General features: G+C 45.4%; 17 protein-coding genes. 10 read left to right on the top strand and 7 right to left on the bottom strand.

The genetic code is table 11. From position 1 onward, the window contains the following. From tpx to PCY71_RS06380, 4 genes are all read right to left on the bottom strand, one after another. Positions 1-492, bottom strand: coding sequence for a thiol peroxidase (gene tpx, locus PCY71_RS06395; protein WP_002910774.1), 492 nt, complete (start codon positions 490-492; stop codon positions 1-3). Between the two features lie 151 nt (positions 493-643). After that, a complete protein-coding gene (ssaB, locus tag PCY71_RS06390) occupies positions 644-1,573 on the bottom strand; it encodes a metal ABC transporter substrate-binding lipoprotein/adhesin SsaB (protein ID WP_048772070.1) in 930 nt (309 codons plus the stop codon). Between the two features lie 19 nt (positions 1,574-1,592). Then, positions 1,593-2,441 carry a metal ABC transporter permease gene (locus PCY71_RS06385; protein ID WP_032913327.1) on the bottom strand — a complete coding sequence of 283 codons (849 nt, stop codon included), beginning with the start codon at positions 2,439-2,441 and terminating at the stop codon, positions 1,593-1,595. A 1-nt stretch (position 2,442) separates the two neighbouring features. Then, positions 2,443-3,162, bottom strand: a complete 720-nt coding sequence (locus PCY71_RS06380; RefSeq protein WP_032913328.1) for a metal ABC transporter ATP-binding protein — start codon at positions 3,160-3,162, stop codon at positions 2,443-2,445. Positions 3,163-3,311: 149 nt separating this feature from the next. Between PCY71_RS06380 and PCY71_RS06375 the strand changes: the two genes are divergently transcribed. Both PCY71_RS06375 and PCY71_RS06370 read left to right on the top strand, forming a co-directional pair. Then, positions 3,312-5,204 carry a M13 family metallopeptidase gene (locus PCY71_RS06375; RefSeq protein ID WP_048772073.1) on the top strand — a complete coding sequence of 631 codons (1,893 nt, stop codon included), beginning with the start codon at positions 3,312-3,314 and terminating at the stop codon, positions 5,202-5,204. 232 nt (positions 5,205-5,436) lie between these two features. Continuing rightward, positions 5,437-6,333, top strand: a complete 897-nt coding sequence (locus tag PCY71_RS06370) for a PEP phosphonomutase (protein ID WP_002896677.1) — start codon at positions 5,437-5,439, stop codon at positions 6,331-6,333. Positions 6,334-6,422: 89 nt separating this feature from the next. Here PCY71_RS06370 and PCY71_RS06365 read toward each other — a convergent pair whose 3' ends face one another. Next, entirely contained in the window at positions 6,423-7,619 is a 1,197-nt protein-coding gene (locus PCY71_RS06365; RefSeq protein ID WP_048772076.1) for an ROK family protein, read from the bottom strand. 204 nt (positions 7,620-7,823) lie between these two features. On the opposite strand from PCY71_RS06365, the gene PCY71_RS06360 reads away from it, so the two are divergent. The 6 genes from PCY71_RS06360 (at position 7,824) to PCY71_RS06335 (ending at position 14,080) form a co-directional block, all read left to right on the top strand. Then, on the top strand, positions 7,824-8,141 hold the full coding sequence (locus PCY71_RS06360; RefSeq protein WP_075202640.1) for a PTS sugar transporter subunit IIB: 318 nt from the start codon (positions 7,824-7,826) through the stop codon (positions 8,139-8,141). Between the two features lie 8 nt (positions 8,142-8,149). Continuing rightward, a complete protein-coding gene (locus PCY71_RS06355; RefSeq protein WP_002898520.1) occupies positions 8,150-8,467 on the top strand; it encodes a PTS lactose/cellobiose transporter subunit IIA in 318 nt (105 codons plus the stop codon). Positions 8,468-8,472: 5 nt separating this feature from the next. Beyond that, positions 8,473-9,834, top strand: a complete 1,362-nt coding sequence (locus PCY71_RS06350; protein WP_002896670.1) for a PTS transporter subunit EIIC — start codon at positions 8,473-8,475, stop codon at positions 9,832-9,834. After that, positions 9,835-11,613 carry a beta-galactosidase family protein gene (locus PCY71_RS06345; protein ID WP_301412485.1) on the top strand — a complete coding sequence of 593 codons (1,779 nt, stop codon included), beginning with the start codon at positions 9,835-9,837 and terminating at the stop codon, positions 11,611-11,613. Between the two features lie 9 nt (positions 11,614-11,622). Further along, a complete protein-coding gene (locus tag PCY71_RS06340; protein WP_125346854.1) occupies positions 11,623-12,552 on the top strand; it encodes an aldo/keto reductase family oxidoreductase in 930 nt (309 codons plus the stop codon). Positions 12,553-12,670: 118 nt separating this feature from the next. Beyond that, positions 12,671-14,080 (top strand): LPXTG cell wall anchor domain-containing protein, encoded by a 1,410-nt coding sequence (locus PCY71_RS06335; protein WP_295344750.1) that lies wholly within the window; start codon positions 12,671-12,673, stop codon positions 14,078-14,080. A gap of 49 nt (positions 14,081-14,129) precedes the next feature. On the opposite strand, the gene PCY71_RS06330 is transcribed toward PCY71_RS06335, so the two are convergent. Continuing rightward, on the bottom strand, positions 14,130-15,101 hold the full coding sequence (locus tag PCY71_RS06330) for a nuclease-related domain-containing protein (RefSeq protein ID WP_301412484.1): 972 nt from the start codon (positions 15,099-15,101) through the stop codon (positions 14,130-14,132). A 211-nt stretch (positions 15,102-15,312) separates the two neighbouring features. Here PCY71_RS06330 and PCY71_RS06325 point away from each other — a divergent pair, with 211 nt between their 5' ends. Then, entirely contained in the window at positions 15,313-16,182 is an 870-nt protein-coding gene (locus PCY71_RS06325) for a glycosyltransferase family 2 protein (RefSeq protein ID WP_049539565.1), read from the top strand. 71 nt (positions 16,183-16,253) lie between these two features. Here the strand turns inward: PCY71_RS06325 and PCY71_RS06320 are convergent, their stop codons facing one another. Then, positions 16,254-17,030: a glycyl-radical enzyme activating protein gene (locus PCY71_RS06320; RefSeq protein ID WP_301412483.1), complete on the bottom strand. Its 777-nt coding sequence runs from the start codon at positions 17,028-17,030 to the stop codon at positions 16,254-16,256. A 124-nt stretch (positions 17,031-17,154) separates the two neighbouring features. On the opposite strand from PCY71_RS06320, the gene PCY71_RS06315 reads away from it, so the two are divergent. Continuing rightward, positions 17,155-17,898, top strand: a complete 744-nt coding sequence (locus PCY71_RS06315) for a DeoR/GlpR family DNA-binding transcription regulator (protein WP_301412482.1) — start codon at positions 17,155-17,157, stop codon at positions 17,896-17,898. Positions 17,899-17,909 lie beyond the last annotated feature (11 nt).

Raw genomic sequence — 17,909 nt, 5'->3', positions numbered from 1 at the left:
TTATAAACTCTTAACTGCTGCAATCGCCGCATCATAGTCAGGCTCGGTATTGATATTGTCGACATATTCAGCGTAGGTCACAGTGTTGTTTTCGTCTAAGACAAGAACTGCACGAGCCAAAAGGTGCCATTCATTGATGAGGACAGCATAGTCATGGCCGAAAGAATGGTCGAAGTAGTCAGAGAGCATGACAGCATTCTCAATGCCTTCAGCAGCACACCACTTGCCTTGTGCAAAAGGCAAATCAACTGAAACCGTGATAACAACGGTATTATCCAAGTCAGAGAGCTCTTGGTTGAAACGACGAGTCTGAGTTGAGCAGACACCAGTATCGATAGATGGGATGATGCTCAGGACTTTCTTTTTGCCAGCAAAGTCAGCCATAGTTTTCTTTGAAAGATCAGTTGCTGTCAAGCTAAAATCGTGGGCAGTGTCGCCGACTTGCAGTTGCTTTCCAGTAAAGGTTACAGGATTTCCGAGAAAAGTTGTCATAGGAAGTCTCCATTCATGTTTGATAGCTTCATTGTACAGCGAATAATGATTTTTTTCGAATAATTTGACTGGAAATTTGAAATCGACTCTATGTGAAGCTCCTTCTCCAAAAATAAAGAGGTTAGGATTTTGTCTTCCTAACCTTTTATCATTATTTGGCCAATCCTTCAGAAATTTTATCCAGATTGTATTTCATCATGCTATAGTAGCTGTCGCCTTCTTCTCCCTTTTCAGCGATTGAGTCAGTGAAAATTTTAGCGTGGATTGGGATGTTGGTGTCTTTAGAAACAGTCTTCATCGGACGGTCGTCCACACTTGATTCGACAAAGAGAGACGGCACTTTGGTCTTACGCAGTTTTTCAACTAAGCTTTTGATTTGGTCTGGAGTCCCTTCTTCTTCAGTATTGATTTCCCAGATATAGGCCGATGGCACATTGTAGGCCTTAGAGAAGTACTTGAAGCATCCTTCACTGGTCACAATCATTTTCTTTTCCTCTGGGATATTGTTGAATTTCTCCTTGGCTTCTTTGTCCAAAGCTGTCAGTTTTTCCACATAAGCTTTGAGATTTTTCTCGTAAGTGGCCTTATTGTCAGGGTCTTTTTCAATCAAACGCTTGGCAATATTTTGTGCATAGATGATACCATTTTCCAAGTTGAGCCAAGCATGAGGGTCTTCTTTGCCCTTTTCACTTTGCCCTTCAAGGTAAATGACGTCAACGCCATCGCTGACAGCATAGTAGTCCTTGTTTTCTTCCTTATTGGCATTTTTGACCAACTTGGTGAACCAAGCATTGCCGCCAGTTTCCAGGTTGATACCGTTGTAGAAGATGAGATCCGCTTGAGAAGTCTTTTTGACATCTTCAGGCAGAGGTTCGTATTCGTGGGGGTCTTTGCCGACTGGTACAATGCTGTGCAGGTCAATCTTATCGCCAGCTATATTTTTGGTAATATCAGCGATAATTGAGTTGGTTGCAACAACCTTGAGCTTGGATGACTCACTGGACGCCTTCTTCTGACCGGAGCAGGCAAAGAGAGTGCAGACTGCTAGCAAAAGCAGGGATAAAAAACCTAATTTTTTCATGGGATTCCTCCATCAAATTTTATTTTAGTTTAGGTTGGTTTTTAAGTTTTAAATAGCGTTGTTTAGGGGCAATAAAGAAAGAGATGAGAAAGATGATGGCTGAGGTCAGGACAATGCTGGAACCTGCAGCGACATTAAAGCTGTAGCCGATAAAGAGGCCCAGTACAGAAGCTAGAGCGCCCAGTCCTGAGGACAGCAGAATCATGGTTTTCAGACTGTTGGCATAGAGGTAGGCCGTTGCTGCCGGCGTTATCAAGAGAGCGACAATCAGAATGGTTCCCACGCTCTGCATGGCTGTCACAGAGACCAAGGTCAAGAGAATCATCAGCAGATAGTGATAGAAGCTGACCGGCATGCCCATGGCTTGAGCCAGCAGGGGGTCAAAGGAGGTAATCAATAGCTGCTTGAAAAAGAGGATGATGATTAAGAGCACAGCTATTCCGACTCCAATACTAATCCACATATCAATGTCCTGTACGGCCAAAATATTCCCAAAGAGAATATGAAAGAGGTCAGTGGAGCTATTGGCAACGCCAATCAGGATCACACCCAGAGCTAGGAAGGAAGAAAAGGTAATCCCAATGGCTGTATCGCTTTTGATAATGGAATTGCCCTTGATGTAGGTGATAATAATCGAGGCCAAAAGTCCGAAGGTGATGGCTCCGATAAAGAAATTAATCCCTAAAATGTAGGACAGGGCCACACCGGGCAGAACCGCATGAGAGATAGCATCCCCCATGAGTGACATGCCGCGCAGAATGATAAAGCAGCCGACAGCTCCAGCAACAATCCCAATGACGATGGCTGTGATGAGGGCATTTTGCAGGAAGTGAAAGTCCCGCAGCCCTTGGAAAAATTCTAAAATCATCCTAGGCACCTCCATTCATAAAGAGCTGGGAGCCGTAAGTCTTTTTCATATTGTCCTTGGTAAAGCTGGTCTCGGTAGGACCGAAGGCAATCAGCTTACGATTGAGCAGGATGACCCGATCAAAATAATCAACCACCTTACTCAGGTCATGATGGACAATCAGGATAATCTTGCCTGCGGCTTTGAGACTGCGCAGGGTAGACATGATAATCTCTTCGCTGACAGAGTCAATCCCGACGAAGGGCTCGTCCAAAAAGATACAATCCGCTTCTTGAACCAAGCAGCGAGCAATCAAGACCCGCTGAAATTGCCCGCCGGACAGCTGGCTAATCTGACGCTCTGCCAAGTCTTCTAAACCGACAATTTTCAATGCCTCAGCCACCTTGTTCCAATGGGAACTCTTTAGCCCCTGAAAAATCTTGAGCTGAGGGTAAAGCCCCAAAGAGACACACTCTTTGACTTTGATAGGAAAATGATAATCAATATTAATCTTTTGCTCTACGTAGGCGACCCTCTGGAGAGAGTTTTGCAGCGGCTTTTGATCCAGCAGAGTCTGGCCTTGGTGGTCAATAATCCCTAGCATGCCCTTGAGCAGGGTGGATTTTCCGGCTCCGTTAGGACCAATAATCCCAGTAATGGTTGGCTCCTTAATGGTTAATGAAAGGGGCTCAAGAGCCAGCGTATCCTGATAGCTGACAGTCAAATCTTTAATCGTAATCATCTCATACACCTCTATGGTTTTAATATACATTAAAACAAAAATTAAGTCAAGTTAATTTTTAGTAAATTTTTAAAATTAATATAAGAAATGTTTGAAAAAAGAAGTGGATTTTGATAAGGTTATATCAAAAGCATGAAAGTGAGAAGAAGATGACACGACTACAAGATGATTTCTATGATGCGGTTAATGGTGAGTGGGCCAAGACGGCGGTTATTCCTGATGATAAGCCAGTGACGGGCGGCTTCATGGATTTGGCAGATGAGATTGAGGAACTTATGCTCGCAACGACCGACAAATGGCTGGCTGGAGATGGAGTGCCAGAAGATGCCATTCTGCAGAACTTTGTTGCTTACCATCGCTTGGCAGCGGATTATGATAAACGGGAAGCGGCTGGTATTGAGCCTGCGCGTGCTTACATTGATGAAATTCGCAACCTAGCGTCTTTTGAAGACTATGCTTCTAAGATTGCTGATTTTGAGCTGGCTGGCAAGCCGACTTATTTCCCCTTTGGTGTGGCACCTGACTTTATGGATGCCCGAATCAATGTCCTCTGGGCAGACGGACCGGGAACAATTTTGCCAGATACGACCTACTATGCGGAGGACCATCCGCAGAAGGCGGATCTTCTTGCAAAATGGCGCAAGGCTCAGGAAGATTTGCTGGCCAAATTTGATTTTGCTGAGGAGGAAATTAAGGATCTTTTGGATAAAGTCTTGGAGCTGGATGCTGTTTTTGCTCAGTATGTTCTGTCTAGTGAAGAAAGCTCTGAGTATGCTAAGCTCTATCATCCTTATAAGTGGGAAGATTTCAAAGCCTTGGTGCCAGAGTTGCCTCTGGCGGATATTTTCACCAAGTTAATCGGTCAAGAACCCGACCAAGTCATTGTGCCGGAAGAGCGTTTTTGGCAGGCAGCTAAGGATATCTATACAGCCACTAACTGGGATAAACTCCATGCTTTGCTGATTCTCTCTGCGGTCCGCAATACAACACCTTACCTAACGGATGACATCCGTGTCTTGGCAGGAGCTTATCATCGTGCTCTATCAGGGACTCCTCAGGCTCAGGACAAGAAAAAAGCAGCCTTTTACCTAGCCCAAGGTCCCTTTAATCAAGCTGTCGGTCTTTGGTATGCCGGTCAAAAGTTCTCACCAGAAGCCAAGGCTGATGTGGAGCAGAAAGTGGCGACGATGATTGAAGTTTATAAAAATCGCCTGGCCCAGAATGACTGGCTGACACCAGAAACTCGGGACAAGGCTATTGTCAAACTCAATGTCATCAAGCCTTATATTGGCTATCCTGATGAACTTCCTGAGCGTTACTCTCGAAAGGTTGTAGACGAAAAGCTGACTCTCTTTGAAAATGCTCAGAAGCTGAGCCAGATTGATATTGCTTACAGCTGGAGCAAGTGGAATCAACCAGTAGATTACAAGGAATGGGGTATGCCAGCCCATATGGTCAATGCCTACTACAATCCACAGAAAAACCTGATTGTCTTTCCAGCGGCTATCCTGCAGGCGCCTTTCTATGACCTGCACCAGTCCTCTTCAGCTAATTATGGTGGTATCGGAGCGGTCATCGCCCATGAGATTTCTCATGCTTTTGATACCAATGGTGCTTCCTTTGATGAAAATGGCAGCCTTAATAATTGGTGGACGGAGCATGACTACCAAGCCTTTACCGAACGGACTCAAAAGGTCATTGATCAGTTCGAAGGACAGGATTCCTATGGTGCTAAGGTCAATGGCAAGCTGACTGTTTCAGAAAATGTGGCAGATCTGGGCGGTATTGCAGCTGCCTTAGAAGCAGCCAAGAAAGAAGCGGATTTCTCTGCTGAGGAATTCTTTACCAACTTTGCACGCATCTGGCGGATGAAAGGTCGAGAGGAATATATGAAGCTCTTGGCAAGCGTTGATGTCCATGCGCCAGCCAAGCTTCGGACCAATGTGCAGCTGCCTAACTTTGACGATTTCTTTACGACCTTTGATGTGCAAGAGGGAGATGGCATGTGGCGGAGCCCAGAAGAGCGGGTGGTCATCTGGTGATGCAGAGATAAGACGTTTATCGAATCTTGCTCAAATCAAAAATAATCGAGTGCATTTCAATAGTCTGCTTTTGGTTTTGAAAGCAGACTATTTTGTCAAAGAAAATATAAAGCGTTTACATTTTTCTAGCCTTGTGCTATACTGTAGTTGATAACAAAAAATAAACAAAACATCCAAATAGAATAGATTTCAAAGTGTTTATTAATGAATAATAAAGAAAAGAGATGTTCTTATGGTAAAACGATTCATTAGTTCAAATGCTTCAGAAATTTTAAGTATGACTGCGCCGGAGCTGAAACAGAGCATCAAGGCCAGTGAGGGCCGCGTTATCCTGTCTGAAAACGTAGCTTTCAAAGAATCTTATATCGGTGATGTGACCAATGCAGAGATTGCTAGGTCTTTTGGTGCTGACTTGATTTTGCTGAATGGGATTGATATCTTCCAGCCTTTTGTGGCTGGTCTGGATGCCAAGGAAGATTTTGTTAAGGAGCTGCACCGCTTGGTGGGGCGTCCTATCGGTATCAATCTAGAGCCGGTGGACAGTCAGGCCCAGATGGCAGGAGAACGCCTGATTATCAATGAGGGGCGTCAGGCTAGTCTAGCGACCGTTCAGCGAGCAGAAGAGTTGGGCGTTGACTTTATCTGCCTGACGGGTAATCCGGGAACTGGTGTCACCAATCAAGCCATTATTGACACCATTCGAGTGGTCAAGGAGAATTTTTCAGGTCTGCTGATTGCAGGCAAAATGCATGCTTCGGGTGTGGATGAGCCGGTAGCAGACCTAGAAGCAATCGCTCAATTTATCGAAGCTGGTGTTGATATTGTCCTAGCACCGGCAGTCGGCAGTGTGCCAGGCTTTGATGAGCAGGACTTGAAGCAGATTGTCCGACTGGCCCATCAAAAGGGGGCTCTGGTTATGAGTGCTATCGGTACCAGTCAGGAGAGTGCTGATGAGGATATTGTCAAGCAAATGGCTATCCGCAACAAAATCTGCGGTGTAGATATCCAGCATATCGGAGATTCAGGCTACGGCTGTCTGGCTCCGGTTGAAAATATCTTTGCCATGAGCAAGGCTCTCAGAGGACAGCGCCACACCATTTCCATGATTTCACGTTCGATTAATAGATAGTAAAATGAGATAGACTTTTAAGGGGGAAGCTCCTAGAAAGCCTATCTCTATTTTTTATAAAAGAAAGACCGAGATTCTTGTCTCGGCCTTTATAGGTTTCCTTTTTTATCTAAAAATTCATGATAGACACAGAGACTGACTGCAGAGCGGGCGATGCTGTATTTAGAGTAGGGGATAATGACAATCTCTGCTTGTTTTTGTTTTGGAAAGAGAGGTACTTCCTGCTCTAACTGAGCCAGGACCTGTTCGGCAATAACCGGATAGGAGAATATTTGGCCGTCCAGATAAATCCTTTCGCTATCAATAAGCTGGCAGAGGTTGGAAATGGAAATGGCCAGATAGCGGCAGGCAGTATGAATCAACTCAATGCTGCCCAAGTCTCCTAAGCGATAGGCGGTCATCAGACTTGTCAAATCAATGTCATTGACGTCCTCTACAAGGGTCTTTAAGAGCGAGGTCTGGGAAGCCTGATACAGGATAGCTGCTTTATCAATCAGAGCGCTTTCGCTGGCATAAACCTGCAGGCAGCCGTGCTTGCCGCAAGGACAGCGCTCGCCTTCAGGATTGATGACGGTATGCCCCACCTCCCCGATAAGATAATTCTCCTGACTGTAAATGCTGCCCTTGTACATGTAAGAGCAATGAATACCTCTGGCGACATGATAGACGATAAAATTCCTGTCTGTAGGATGATAGCTAAAGAGGCGTTCAGCCATTGTCAAACAGTGGGACTTATTGGCAAAGTAGACAGGAAGGTCAAAGGCTTCTTGAATAGTCTGCAGGTTAATCTGTCCCCAGTGGGGATTTTTAGAAATGATAAAATCACTCTCAGAGAGATTCACATGCCCCGGCAGCCCGAGGGCAATTGCTGAGATGGAGTATTTGCTGTTCTTTTTCAGAAACTCTTGAATCAGCCGGATGATTTCCTGGTCAGACGGCCCGCCTGTCACCTCGATCTGATAAGTCCGAATATTGCTTTCTACAATCTCACCGGTATTGTCAGCGATGACCATGGCCAGCTGTTTTTCAGAAATCTCAAAACCCAGATAGTAGCGGCTATGAGGTGCAATATCCAGCAGGGTTTTCTTGCGGCCTACGCTCTCATCATTGAGCTCGCCCAGTTCCAGCACCAAGCCTTCCTTGATCAGTTCATTGATGATACTGCCAGTCGTGGCTGGTGTAATCTGAGTTTCTTTTGAAATGTCAATCCGAGAAATCGGTCGTTTGGCATAGAGCTGATCCAGGACAGTTGCCCTTAGCTCGTTTTGTTTTCTAGTTCGTGTCATCTTGTTTCCTCTGCTGCTATACTATCAAAAAAAGCTAGAAATCTCAAATGTAAGCGTTGACATAGTACAGAAAAATAGTTATAATATTTATAGAATATTAATAACATAGTGAAAAATATTCTGTTTTTGGATTTTTGTTTATATATTAAAAATAAATGCTGGGCGTTGTTTCAGGCTAGGTCAGATTCATAAAGGAGGATGCCGATGGAAACAAAACAGATTATGTTAGTCTGTGCGGCTGGGATGAGCACCAGTCTCATGGTCAATAAAATGCAGAAAGCTGCAGAGGAGCGAGGCTTGGCTGCGACGATATTTGCGGTACCAGTGTCAGAAGCTGAAGACTATCTAAGCGAGAAAAAGGTTGATGTCCTGTTGCTGGGGCCTCAGGTCCGCTATCTACTGGAGAATTTACAGGATAAACTAGCTTCAAAAGGCATTCCGGTTGATGTCATTCCTATGACGGACTATGGAATGATGAAGGGGGATAAGGTCCTGGATCTGGCAGAGTCGCTCATGAAGTAGGTACTCTTATGGAGAATAAAGATTCCTTAGAGGTCGCTATGACCCTTATTATGTATGGCGGAGAGGCCAAGTCTTGTGCTATCGAAGCCATTGCAGCAGCTAAAAAGCAGGACTTTGACCGAGCTCAGGAGAGACTGAGTCAGGCTCAGAAGGCCCTGTTGCAAGCCCATCACGCTCAGGCTGAAATGCTGAGCAAGGAGGCACAAGGAGAAAAGACAGAACTTAGTTTATTTATGGTGCATGGGCAGGATCATCTCATGACCAGTATCGCCTTTGTTGATTTGGCAAAGGAGATTGTTGATTTGCATAAAAAATTTGATGAATAGGAGAAATGCAGATGAGTAGTTTGGTTGATAAATGGCAAGCGCGTCTCATGCCTATTGCCAATAAAATCGGCAACCAAAAATTTCTGGTTGCCCTGCGGGATTCCTTTATTGGAACCATGCCTGTGATTATGACGGGCTCTTTCGCCCTCATGGTCAATGCCTTTCTATCTGACTTGCCAGGACAGTTCGGCTGGACCTGGATTTCCTCTACCTTCCAGTGGCTGATTGATATTAACTGGCTGGTATTTAAGGGCAGTATTCCTATCGTTACCCTCTTGTTCCTCTTTACCTTCGGGGTCAATATCGCTAAGATTTACAATACTGATAAGGTGTCTGCCGGTCTGGTAGCTGTTGCTTCCTATATCATTACCATTGGTGGATCAGTTACTAAAACCTTTGAGTTGGCTGGCAAAACACCAGGGCTGAGCAAGGCGATTTCAAAACTTCCAGAGCTAAAACTTGACGGCAGTAACCTGTCTGTGACGATTAACAGTGTCATTCCAGGTGACCAAATCAGTGCGCGTGGTTACTTTACTGCCATTCTGATTGGTTTTGTATCTGTTATCATCTTTTGTAAGGTCATGAATCGTAACTGGACTATCAAACTTCCAGATTCTGTTCCGCCAGCTATCATGAAGCCCTTCCTGTCTATCATTCCGGCTGCGATTGCCATGTATGTCGTGGGGATTGCAACCTACCTCTTTAATCTGGTGACAGGCGAGCTGTTGATTGACTGGATTTACAAGATTCTTCAGGCACCGCTTCTCAGCTTGTCTCAAAGCTTCTGGGCTGTGCTGCTCATTGTCTTTCTCAATAAGATTTTCTGGTTCTTCGGACTGCACGGTGGTAATGTGCTGGCGCCGGTTATGGCCAGTCTCTTTGGTGTGACCATGCTAGCCAATCTAGAAGCTTATCAGGCTGGGCATGCGATTCCTTACATGTGGACGGATAATTCTTTCGGTGCTTTTGTCTGGTTTGATGCGATTGGGGTTGCCATTGCCATTCTCTGGCAATCTCGGAACAAGCACTATCGCGAAGTGGCCAAATTGGGAATTTTCCCAATGGTCTTCAACATCGGTGAGCCGGTTATGTACGGTCTGCCAATCGTTTTGAATCCAATTATGTTTATTCCATATGTCCTGACGCCAATGGTCATGGTGACAGTAGCCTACTTTGCAACCTCTATGGGCTTGGTTGCGCCAGTTACTCAAAACGTTACTTGGGTAATGCCGCCGATTCTCTACGGTTTCTTTGCGACAGCCTTCGACTGGCGGGCAATTATTCTTTCGCTGGTTAATATCGCTATTTCAACCGCTATATATCTGCCCTTTGTCAAGATGGCAGATAAACAGGAGGAGCTTGGATAAATGGCAAAATTTGAAATTAAAGAAGAATTTTACTTGGATGGCAAGCCTTTTAAGATTTTATCGGGAGCTATTCAGTATTTCCGGCTTCATCCAGACCAGTGGCGAGATACCCTATACAATCTCAAAGCTCTGGGCTTTAATACGGTAGAAACTTATATTCCTTGGGCATTGCATGAGCCTCAGGAAGGACAGTTTCAGGCAGAGGGCATGCTGGATTTTGAAGCATACTTCAAGTTGGTTGAGGAGATGGGGCTTTATCTCATTGTCCGTCCGACGCCTTATATCTGTGCAGAGTTTGACTTTGGCGGTCTGCCGGCCTGGCTCTTGAGATATCCTTCGATGCGCCTGCGGGTCAATCATCCGCTGTTTCTGGAAAAGGTCAGTCATTTTTATGACTGGCTCTTTCCCAAGCTTCTGCCCTATCAAAGTGATCAGGGCGGCCCTATCCTCATGATGCAGGTGGAAAATGAATACGGTTCTTACGCCGAGGACAAGGCCTACATGCGCAGCATTGCGCAGATGATGAAGGTACGTGGCGTTACGGTTCCCCTCTTTACCTCTGACGGGACATGGATAGAGGCTTTGGAGTCTGGAACCTTGATTGAGGATGATATTTTTGTGACGGGGAATTTTGGTTCCCAACCTAAGGAAAATACAGATAATCTGCGAGCTTTCATGGAGCGCTATGGCAAGAAATGGCCACTTATGTGTACCGAGTTTTGGGACGGCTGGTTCAGCCGTTGGAGCGAGGAAATCGTTCGGCGAGAAGCCGAAGATTTGGCCCAGGATGTCAAAGAAATGCTGCAGTTGGGCAGTATGAACCTCTTCCTACTGAGGGGTGGGACAAACTTTGGTTTTATCAGCGGCTGTTCAGCCCGCAAGACCAAGGATTTGCCACAGATTACCTCCTATGATTTTGACGCACCCATTACTGAGTGGGGGCAGCCAACCGAGAAATACTACGCTGTTCAGCGGGTGACCCACGAGGTCTTTCCAGAGCTTGAGCAGATGGAGCCGATTAGCCGACAGGCCAAGGCCTATGGCAGTTTTCCGCTGCTTGGGACTGCAAATCTGCTGGATGTTGCAGCGGACATCACAGAGGAAATTCTGCTGGATTATCCGCAGCCTATGGAGCAGATTGGGCAGAATCATGGCTATATCCTCTACCGTTCCGATATCAAAAATCAATACCATGAGGAAAGGCTCAAGGCCTTGGAGACTCATGACCGCTGTCATTTCTATGTCAATCAGGAGCACCTGGCTACTCAGTATCGTGAAGAAATCGGTGATGAATTGCTCTTCTCAGCTGATACCGAGCGGATTCAGATTGATGTGCTGGTGGAAAATATGGGGCGGGTCAACTATGGTTACAAGCTGGGCGCACCCAGTCAATCCAAGGGAGTCAAGGGCGGTATCATGATTAACCACCAGTTCCGTAAGGGCTGGAAGCATTATGCGCTTAAGTTTGACCAGGAAATGCTGGTCAAGTTAGACTGCTACTCAGATCCACCGGAAAAAGTCAAAGCACCGACCTTCTATCGCTTTGAAGCAGAGTTGGATGATATCGCTGATACCTTCATCGACTGCTCTAAGTATGGGAAGGGCTGTATTTCGGTCAACGGCTTCAACCTAGGCCGCTACTGGAATGAAGGGCCGATTCACTATCTCTATGTGCCGTCTGGCTTGCTTAAGGAAAAGAATGAATTTATCGTCTTTGAAACTGAAAATGTCAAGATTGAAGAGTTGACTTTGCTTGACCATCCAGTCTATAAGAAATGAGGTGTTGCGATGAAATATATGACAGTCGGGAATGAACTGGAAGGAGCCAGTCAGCTGATTTTGGGCTGCATGCGTCTGGCAGAGCATGCTCCTGAAGAGGTCGTTTCCGTTCTTGAAACAGCATTAGAAGTGGGAATCAATTTCTTTGACCACTCAGATGTTTATGCTGGCGGCCAGTCTGAAGCCAAGTTTGCGCAGGCTCTTCGCTCGTCTAAGATTCCCCGGGACCGTGTTCTCATCCAGTCCAAGTGCGGACTGCGGGATGTTCATACCAACTACCATTTTGACTTTTCTAAGGATTATATCATCAGCTCGGTTGAAGGCAGCTTGGAGCGCTTGCAGACGGACTATCTGGATGTGCTCCTCCTGCACCGGCCAGATGCTCTTGTGGAGCCGGAAGAGGTGGCTGAGGCTTTCTCACAGCTGCACCAAGCTGGGAAGGTCCGCTATTTCGGAGTCAGCAATCAAAACCCTTATCAAATGGAGTTGCTTCAGAAGAGTGTGGAGCAGCCCTTGATTGCCAACCAACTACAGTTTGGTCCAGCCCATACTCCGATGCTGGACGCTGGGCTCAATGCCAATATGCTCAATCCTTTGGCAATCGTTCGGGATGGTAGTGTACTGGACTATTGTCGATTGCATCATATCACGATTCAGCCTTGGTCACCATTTCAGGTCGACTTGAATCAGGGACTTTTTATGGAGCATCCTAAATATGCTCAGCTTACAGAAACTCTGCATGCCTTTGCGTCAGACTATCAAGTTTCTTTTGAAGCCTTAGTTCTCGCCTGGATTTTGCGTCATCCAGCACAAATGCAGCCGATTGTTGGCTCCATGAATCCACAGCGAATTCGCTCAATGGTGGCTGCTTTTGATATTGAACTCTCTAGGGCTGATTGGTATAAGATTTACAAGAGCGCGGGGAATCCTCTGCCCTAAGCTTGTTTTTGCAGGGAGATTATTTGTTATTCAGAATCAATGAAGGTTAAGAGCAGTGAATCAGTCTGCTTGCTTTATTGATTAAGCTCGACTCTGCACCTTATGAAAGGAGAATGATATGAATAATAAGTTTTCTTGGCAAGCCCTAGCAAAATCTACTTCTGCTGCTAAGTATGGGAGCAGCTTGCTGCTATGTGCTTCCCTCTTGTCCTTAGCAGCTTTGACAGCTGTCTCAAGAGTTGAAGCAGAAGATGTTGCCCCTGCCGCAGTAGCTGAAACGCCGGCTTCTCCAGCAGCGCAAGCAAGCCCCGAGGCTGAAAATCCAGCTGTAGCTGAACCCCAAGCAGCTCCTGCAAATCAGGCCGAATCAGCTGCAGCCGCTAGCGAGTTGCCAGCCAGTCAGGTCATGTCCGATGAGCAGAAGCAGCGCGCCATTGCTCAGATGGGAGCCAATCAAGGGGATGTCTGGGTTTGGTCGGAGGAAAATGTCGTTGAAGAAAATGGGGAGCGTCAAAAGCGCGGTCCTAATGGCGGTCCTGGCCAATTTAATGGCGGAGCTGTCGTGTTAGGCGGCCGTCCGACATATGACCCAGCGGCGGATTGGTACTACCTTGCTTATAAAGGCGAAGGGATGACCGACGAAGAAGCGAAGGCTGTCTTTGACAAGGAACGCGGCAAATGGATGAACGAATTTGATCCTTGGGGCGTTGTGATGGAAATGACGGACAATAAGGCCAGCAATGCATGGGCGGATATTCGTAACATGCAGGCTTTTGTGCTCCGGAAGGATTCCAATGTCTGGGAGAAAATTGTGGATCACCCTCAAGGAGTTCAATGGGTTTCTCAATTCAAGGGGAATATGTCCAGCAACGTAGGAGATGCCCGGCAGGAAGCCTTGGCTGGCGGGGGTACAGCTATTGAGGTATTACCTAAGCAGGATCGGGTTGCCCACTGGGGCTCTGATCAAGCCCGTGATATTCCAAGTCCTCAAACTATTCGGGCTGTTTTAGTTTCTGTAGAAGCTCGTATTTCTGAAAAATCTGACCCAAATGCCAAGCTTGGTATTCAAGTTGGCGGTGACTGGAAATTTGCTGAAGAAGTGAGCAAGCCGCTCTGGTATCCAGGAGCTGGTCTGGCTGGTATTCAGCGACTGACCAAGGATTGGGCTCGTTACTATTTTGTCAGCCTCACTGGTATTCAAGATGCAGTTGAAGAAAGGGCCATTTCACAAGATGAGTTTATGAAGAGTATCGTGCCGTTGGCCGATATGGAGCAGGCCTCTCAAAATCAAGCCCAGCAGCCAACCCCTGCAAAGCCTGATCCAAAGGGTAGCCAAGCGGAAAATCTGACCTACAAAGCAAGCGGCCAGAGGGACCCTCAAGCAACGTCTCAAGAGCCAACTCTTCAGCAAGCTTCTTCCAAACAATTGCCTAAGACCGGCAGCCAAAGCAGCCTATTGACCAATCTGCTTGGACTCGGGCTCTTAGGACTGGGTGCTGGCTTCCTTGGCTTGAAGAAAAAATCTTAGTTTTGCAAGCTAGAGGGAAAAATAATCTATAAAAAAGCAACAGCAGATTCTAGCTGTTGCTTTGTGTTTGATTTAGGTTTTGCACGACAGGCTGTCCAAAATTAGGTATTTGCGCAGCGGGCGGACTGCAGACTGGCTCCTGGTATTTTTGAGTAAAGCGGCATCTAGGGAAGTTGGAGCAGCCCCAAAATTTCTGACCGGCCTTAGAACCTTTGCCTGCTGTACGGAGCACCAATCCATGTTGGCAGCGAGGGCAGATCTTTTCTGCTTCTCTACGCTGCTTATTCTGAGCAATGTGGTTAATATGGCGCTCTTTGATGACCTGCTTTCGCTTGGTCAAGGGCAGGAGCATACGATAGAGGTCGTCAATCTGATCAGGCGACAGGTAGACTTGACTTTGGCAGGCCTGCCGGTCAATTGTCCCAATCACTTGCCAGGTCTGAATAACCTTATGCCTGTCACTGTTTAGATGGATTTCCTTAAGCTGACAGTCATTGCCAAAGACGATATAGGAATATAGATTTGGCGTGTATTGGTTGAGATAGTAGTTGAGCCATTTGAGATGAACTTTATTTTGAATAATGGGATTGAAAAAAGAATGCTTGTAAGATTTTCCGCGGCCACCGGAAAGAACCTGAGTCCAGTATTGCTGGTTTTCTGAGCCGAAGATCCAGCCCTTGTAGTTTTTTGACTCAAAAATGTAAATTCCAGATGGATGAATCAGCAGGGCATCAATCTCAGTGGTAGTGCCATCTTCTTTGAAGATATAGAGATTGTACAAGATCTTTTTATAGCCATAGAGCTGGTTCAGGACCTGACCAAGCTGGTACTCTCCTTGTTTTCCCTTGTTATATTTGAGTTCCCAAGGGGCAGTCTGGGTTTGCTGGAAATAGTCAGGCTCTGGGCTTTGGCTGGACGACCAATCCGAGTCCGTATCTTCCCTGTCTTCGAGTAGCTTATAACTGATAAAAAAGACGATGCCAAAGACAGCCACAAATGCGACGAAAAAGAATCCAAACATTTCCTAATCTCCCTTAAAATCCCTATTTTGAGTATAGCACAAAATAAAGGACGAAAGATTTTTATAAGTGTAAAAACACAACAATTGAACAATAGGTTAAAATATGTCTAAAAATAGAAAGCTATCCTTTAAAAACTTATTTTTCCAAAAACACCTCACAAACCTAAAAAATCATGTATAATAAAAAGACAGGAAAAGAATAGGAGTTATCATGTCTCAGGAATTAATCAGTGTTATCATCCCTGTTTACAATGTTGAGCAGTATTTAGCAGAATGTGTGAACAGCGTCTGTCGTCAGACCTATCAAAATCTGGAAATTATTCTAGTCAATGATGGTTCAACAGATGCTTCTGGCCAGATTTGCCAAGAGCTGGCTGACCAAGATGCGAGGATTCGTCTTATTCATCAGGACAATCAAGGCTTGTCCGGTGCCCGCAACACAGGGATTGAGCACTCTAGTGCAGACTATTTGATTTTTGTGGATTCGGATGACTGGCTGCCTGAGCAACATGTTGCCCGTCTTTATGAAAAGCTCAAGGAGTACGATGCGGATATTGCCATTGGTCACCACTGTAGCTTCCGTGCAGAGGATTCAGCCTTCCTCTACTATTCGACAGAGCATTTTGAAACCCTTTATACGCGAGAAGAGATAATCGAGGAGTATCCTAGACGGCGCATGCTAGACGGTGTCTTTCTCTGTGCCTGGGCCAAGCTCTATAAGCGTAAGCTCTTTGATACAGTGCGCTATCCAGTCGGCCGAGTGGCCGAAGATGCCTTTACAACTTATAAGCTGTACCTCCAGTCAGAGAAGATTATCTACCTCAATGAACCGCTCTATTACTATCGCTTGCGACCAAATAGCATCTCCATGACTTGGAATGAGCAGTGGTTCCGAGACTTGATTGTAGGTTTTGAGGAGCAGCTAGCCATTTTGGGTAAGCTAGGCTATGACCTGAGCTTCTACTACAAATACTACACTTTCCTGCTCCAGTATTGTCGCGACAGCGCTGCAGCTGTCGGCATGCAATCCAGCTTGGTCTATCAGGAAATTGAAAGCAAACTCAAACTATTTGGAGAATAAATAAAACAAGCTACCTTTCAACCACAGGGCTGAAAGCGTAGCTTGTTTTTTGGTGTTTGAAAAATTAAAGACTAAAAATAACAATTAATGTCATGCTTCAAAAAGACATCTTGGTATTCAAATAAGTCTTCAGGGTGCAAGGCCTTGACATCTTCCATGGCATACTTTCGGCCAAGTAATTTGTATTTATTTTCGCCAAATTGATGGAAAGGCAGCAGCTGGACTTGATCGATGGATAGTTCATTAAACAGAGTCGCAAACTGCTCCGCATCTTCTAAAGAGTCATTAAAATTCGGAATGACAGGAATGCGCAGAACAATCGTCTTTTGATGAGTGAAGGCGTAGTGGATATTCTGAACAATCAATTCGTTTTTTACTCCAGTCACCTTGCGGTGGTTGACAGAGTTATAATGCTTCAGGTCGGTATAAATAAAATCAACGTACTGGATGAGATCCACGAATTTTTCGTGTTCTACAAAGGCAGTTGTTTCGATAGCAGTATGAATCCCTTTTTCCTTAGCTGCTTTGAGAATGGCCTTGGCAAATTCAAACTGGGCGAAAATCTCTCCGCCAGATAAGGTTAGGCCGCCGCCAGATTCTTCATAAAAATCTCTGTCCTTTAGGACTTCGTTGATAATCTCCTCGACACTTCTTTCCTCCCCCATAGTGATGCTTTTTTTGGTAGTAGCATCCAGCATAGGCTCGGGTCTGAATTGCTGTGATTCTGGGTTAGAGCACCAAGGGCAGCGCAGAGGACAGCCCTTGAGGAAAACCGTTGTACGAATCCCTGGTCCATCATGAATACTGAAATGTTGGATGTTGAAAATAATTCCTTTTGTTGTTTCCATACTCAGGCCTCCTTTGGATACAATCATTATAACTTATTTTAGAAAGAAAAACAATTACGAATGAAAGTTATTTTTATTTTATTTTTAAGGCGTCTTTTGTTACAATAATAGCAGAGGTGATAGAATGGAACGTTTAGATGAAATTGTTAAATTAGTATCTGAATTTGAACGAATTGATGTCAATACTTTGTCTGACCGCTTAAAAGTGTCCAAAGTAACGATTCGCAAAGACTTGGATAAGCTGGAAACCAAAGGTCTGTTGCGCAGAGAGCATGGCTATGCTGTTTTAAATAGCGGCGATGATCTGAATGTCAGGCTTTCCTTTCATTATGATACCAAGCGCCGAATTGCCCAGGAAGCAGCAAAAATCGTTCAGGATAATGAAACCGTTATGATCGAATCAGGTTCGACCTGTGCCTTGCTAGCTGAGGAAATCTGCCGAACGAAGAAGAATGTCAAGATTATTACCAATTCTTATTTTATTGCGGATTATATAAAACAAACTGATTCTTGTAAAATTATCTTGCTAGGCGGAGAATTTCAGAAAGATTCTCAAGTGACAGTAGGGCCTCTTCTCAAGGAAATGATTCGGTTTTTCCACGTAGAACATGCTTTTGTCGGAACAGATGGCTATGATGAAAATCTAGGCTTTACAGGCAAGGATCTGATGCGGAGTGAGGTTGTGCAGTATATGTCAGAGGCATCTGACCAGATGATTGTCTTGACGGACTCAAGTAAGTTTACCAGAAAAGGTACGGTTAAGAGATTTGGCTTCAAGCAGATTGCCCAAGTGGTGACTGACAAGGCGATTCCGAAAGAGGCTGTTGAGCGCTTGAAAGCTGCGGATATCAAACTGACTCTAATCTAGCAGAGAGAAGG

The organism is Streptococcus sp. SN3 (genome assembly GCF_030439905.1).
This window is presented reverse-complemented; position numbering and strand designations above follow the sequence as displayed.